The sequence below is a fragment of the Streptomyces misionensis genome (assembly GCF_007896895.1).
GTDB classification, from domain to species: Bacteria; Actinomycetota; Actinomycetes; order Streptomycetales; family Streptomycetaceae; genus Streptomyces; species Streptomyces misionensis_A.
Genome location: NZ_VOGW01000025.1, coordinates 8,725 through 13,063, shown reverse-complemented (window position 1 = coordinate 13,063; position 4,339 = coordinate 8,725). Strand labels below are relative to the sequence as shown.

Sequence of the window (4,339 nt, the reverse complement as noted above, 5' to 3'; positions counted from 1 at the left end):
CTGGTGCGGGTGGGGTCGGTGCCGGCCCGGCAGCGGTCGCGGGCCGCCGCGAACACGTCCACGGCCCGGTCGCGACCCCCCGCGCGGTACAGCCACGGCGGTGGGGTGAAGTACGGGCCGATCGCCTCGAACACCGCCGCGGCCGCGGCGTACTGCCCGGTGCTCCACAGGGCGTGGGCCAGGTGGTTGAGGTCGGGCTGGGCCCGCCGGCCGGGCGGCGCCTGCGTGAACCAGGAGGTCAGCGCGGTGTGTGCTTCTCGGGCGGCGGCGTCGGTCGTCCAGTGCGCCTGCCGCTCGCCCGCGCGGCGGTGGCGTTCGACGCGGACGTACAGGGGCAGCAGGTGCAGGGCGGAGCCGGGCGGGGCCTGTCCGGCGGCCCACCGGGCGTAGACGAGGGCCTCGTCGAGGCCCCGGTGGGGACCGGCGGGCTCGATGAGCCGGGCACGGGCACGACCGATCCCGGCGGCCGGGGGACCGGCGGCCTCCTTGAGTCCCGTACCGGGATGGCCCGCCGCCTCCCTGGCCCCCGAGCGGGCCGGGTCGGCGGCTGCCGTGGGGGTGTTTCGGCCGCCGTCGCGTGCGTACAGGAACTGGAGCACCCGGTGGTGGGCCTCACGGTTGTACGGGTCGCGCGCGGCGGCCTCGGCGAGCAGCTCCCAGGGGCCCGGCGGCAGTGGCGGCGCGGGCGGGGCGGCCCGGTGCTCCGCCCACCGCTGCTCGGGGTCCAGCTGGGCCAGGGCCAGCAGACAGATCCAGGGCACCGGGTCGCGCGGCGCGAGCCCGGTCGCGGTCTGGGCGGCGTCCCAGGCCTCGATCCACAACTCGTGGGCCCGCAGCCGCCGTTCGCGACGCGCCCGCAGCGCCCGCTCCACGCCCACCCGGGCCCGCATCACCGCCGCGTGGGCACAGTCCGGCTCCTCCGCGAGCCAGGCGCGCACCACGTCGCTGCCCGCGGCCGCCGCCGCGAGGATCTGGGTGCGCTGGGTCCACTGCCACGCCTCGGTGGTCTCCGCCAGCAGGGTGCGCATGGCCATCCAGCGGCCGGTGCGCAGATCCTGGAGCACGGCGCGCAGGGCGTGGTCGCTTCCGGCGGGGTCGTAGCAGGGTCTCGCTCCTTCTCGTGCCATCAGCCGAGGCCCCGAGGCCGGTCGGGCACGGGCGAGGCGGCGGAGTGAGGTGGCAACAGCCCTCCCCTGGGCGGTGATCGGTCGCTCGCGGAGCGTTGCGGTCGGTGGTCAGACGTCCTGTGCTGCGCTCGATCGACGTGGTCGGCGGTCACTATAGAGGCGGCCATTACCGCCCACCATGGTTGCCAACTCAATAAGCCATGCAGGAGAGTTGGCCGATTATCGGTGTGGCTTGACGCGGGCCGCGCGCGACGGCAGGCTGACGCGGTGATCTTCGGTGCGGAGCACGGGAGGGTAGGGATGACGGGACCGGCGCGATGACCGGACCGGTGCTCGCCGTCGACCAGGGCACCTCCGGCACCAAGGCCCTCGTGGTCTGCCCCGAACGCGGTGTCCTCGGCTCCGGATACGCCGAGGTCCGCCCCCGGCACCGCCCCGGCGGACTGGTCGAGGCGGACCCCGGGGAACTGTACGACTCGGTGCTCGCCGCCGGCCGGCGCGCACTCGCCGAGGCCGGTACGGACGTCGTGGCCCTGGGGCTGGCCAACCAGGGCGAGACAGTCCTCGCCTGGGACCCGGCCACCGGCCGCCCGCTCACCGACGCCCTGGTCTGGCAGGACCGCCGCGCCGAGCCCCTCTGCGCCGAACTGGACGAGCACGCCCCGGAGTTGCGGCAGCTGACCGGCCTGCCCCTGGACCCCTACTTCGCCGCTCCCAAGATGGCCTGGATCCGTCGTCACCTCACCCGCGAGGGCGTCGTCACCACCTCGGACGCCTGGCTGGTGCACCGCCTCACCGGCGCCTTCGTCACCGACGCCGCGACGGCCGGCCGCACCCAGCTCCTGGACCTGGACCACGTCCGGTGGTCGCCGCGCGCCCTGGACCTGTACGGCCTGGCCGGCGAACGCCTCCCGGAGATCACGGACGTCGCCCAACCCATCGGCACCACCCGGGCGTTCGGCCCCGAGATCCCCCTCACCGGCCTGATCGTCGACCAGCAGGCCGCCCTGCTCGCCCAGCGCCTCACCGCCCCCGGCGCCGCCAAGTGCACCTACGGCACCGGCGCCTTCCTGCTCGCCCACACGGGCGAACGCCCCCGGCGCGGCGGCTCGGGCCTGGCCAGCTGCGTGGCCTGGCGGCTCGCCGGCACCACCAGCTACTGCCTGGACGGCCAGGTGTACACCGCCGCCTCCGCCGTCCGCTGGCTCGCCGATCTCGGCGTCATCGGCTCCGCCGCCGACCTGGACCCGGTCGGCGGCGCGGTCCCCGACAGCGGCGGCGTCACCTTCGTCCCCGCCCTCGCCGGGCTCGCCGCCCCCTGGTGGCGCGGCGAGCTGCGCGGCTCGCTGACCGGCCTCGGTCTCGACACCACCGCGGGCCATCTGGTGCGCGCCCTGTGCGAGGGCGTCGCCGCCCAGGTCGCCGAGCTGGCCGACGCGGCCGCCGCCGACCTCGGCACCCCGCTGACCACGCTGCGCGTCGACGGCGGCCTCACCCGCTCCGCGCTGCTCATGCAGACCCAGGCCGACCTGCTGCAACGCCCCGTCGAGGTGTCCGCGCTGCCGGACGCCACCGCGCTCGGCGCCGCCGCCCTCGCCCGCCTCGGCACCGACCCCGCCCTCGGCGCCGACGAGGCCCTGCCGCCGTGGCAGCCCGCCGCGGTGTACGAGCCCCGCATCCCGGCCGACCGGGCGGCCGAACACCGCGCCCGCTTCCGCGCCGCCGTCGCCGCCCTCCCCGGCTCATGACGGGCGCCGGGAACGCGCCGCGGCCCGCGCGGCCGGTGGGCAGGGACCGGGAACGGCTGCCGGGGGCCGACGTCGAGGCCCCGCCGCCGACGGCGACCGCCGAAGGCCCGCTGCCCACGCCCACCGCCCCGGCTCCGTCGCCCACGGTCACCACCGAAGGCCCGCTGCCCGGACGGTCGTACGACGTCGTGGTCGTCGGTGCCGGAGTCGTCGGCTGCGCCATCGCCCGCGGGCTCGCCCGCCACCCCCGCCTGAGCGTGGCCCTGGTCGAGGCGCAGGACGACGTCGGCCAGGGCACCTCCAAGGCCAACACCGCGATCCTGCACACCGGTTTCGACGCCGTCCCCGGCACCCTGGAGGCCCGGCTCGTCCGCGAGGGCCACGCCCGGCTGGCCGCCTATGCCGCCGAGTCCGGCATCCCCGTCGAACGCGTCGGCGCGCTCCTCGTCGCCTGGAACGAGGAGCAACTGGCCGCCCTGCCCCGGCTGGCCGCGAAGGCGGCGCTCAACTCCTACGCGGACGCACGCCGGTTGGGGCGGGAGGAGCTGTACGCCCGCGAGCCGCGACTCGGCCTCGGCGCCCTGGGCGCCCTGCACATCCCCGGCGAGAGCGTCATCTGCCCCTGGACCACCACCCTGGCCTACGCCACCCAGGCCGTCCGCGCCGGTGTCGAACTGCACCTGAACACCGCGGTGCGGCAGGTGGGCCGGGACGAGGACGGCCACCTCCTGCACACCTCCCGCGGCACCCTGCGCGCCCGCCACCTCGTCAACGCGGCCGGGCTGGGCGCCGACACCCTCGACCGGCGGCTCGGCCAGGACGACTTCACCGTCACCCCGCGCCGCGGCCAGCTCCTCGTGTTCGACAAGTTCGCCCGCCCGCTGGTCCGGCACATCCTGCTGCCGGTCCCCACCGCGCTCGGCAAGGGGGTGCTGGTCGCGCCCACCGTCCACGGCAATGTGCTGCTCGGCCCCACCGCCGAGGACCTGGACGACAAGGGGGACACCGGCTCCACCGCCGGGGGCATCGCCCTGCTCCGGGAGCAGGGCCGCCGCATCCTGCCCGCTCTCCTGGAGGAGGAGGTCACCGCCGTGTACGCCGGGCTGCGCGCGGCCACCGGACAGGAGGACTACCGGATCGCCGCCCACCCCGAACGGTCGTACGTCACCGTCGGCGGCATCCGCTCCACCGGACTGACCGCCTCCCTGGCGATCGCCGCCCATGTCACCGGGCTGCTCGCCGCATGCGGTCTCGACCTCGGGCCGGAACGGGACCTCGACCCGGTGCGCATGCCCAACCTGGGCGAGGCGTTCCCGCGCCCGCACCAGCGCGCCGACCTCATCGCCGCCGACCCCGCGTACGGCACCCTGGTCTGCCACTGCGAGCGGGTCTCCCTCGGCGAGATCCGCGACGCCCTCGCCGGTCCCCTCCCGCCCCGCACCCCGGAGGCCCTGCGCCGCCGCA

3 protein-coding genes are annotated in these 4,339 nt (G+C 76.7%); 2 read left to right on the top strand and 1 reads right to left on the bottom strand.

The annotated features are described in order from the left end of the window. Positions 1-1,127 (bottom strand): hypothetical protein (locus FRZ03_RS40015; RefSeq protein ID WP_146463757.1); only part of this gene is annotated, 1,127 nt, incomplete at its 3' end. Between the two features lie 317 nt (positions 1,128-1,444). On the opposite strand from FRZ03_RS40015, the gene FRZ03_RS04095 reads away from it, so the two are divergent. Together FRZ03_RS04095 and FRZ03_RS04090 are read left to right on the top strand one after the other, a co-directional pair. Beyond that, complete coding sequence (locus tag FRZ03_RS04095; protein ID WP_146463756.1) at positions 1,445-2,875, top strand: FGGY family carbohydrate kinase; 1,431 nt, start codon at positions 1,445-1,447, stop codon at positions 2,873-2,875. Further along, positions 2,872-4,339, top strand: a 1,468-nt coding sequence (locus FRZ03_RS04090) for an FAD-dependent oxidoreductase (RefSeq protein ID WP_186785243.1), incomplete at its 3' end; no start/stop codon positions are given. The genes FRZ03_RS04095 and FRZ03_RS04090, both read left to right, overlap by 4 nt.

Bases quoted from the DNA above. Each gene is read 5' to 3' on its own strand.
- FRZ03_RS04095 (WP_146463756.1), top strand. From the start codon at position 1,445: ATGACCGGACCGGTGCTCGCCGTCGACCAGGGCACCTCCGGCACCAAG.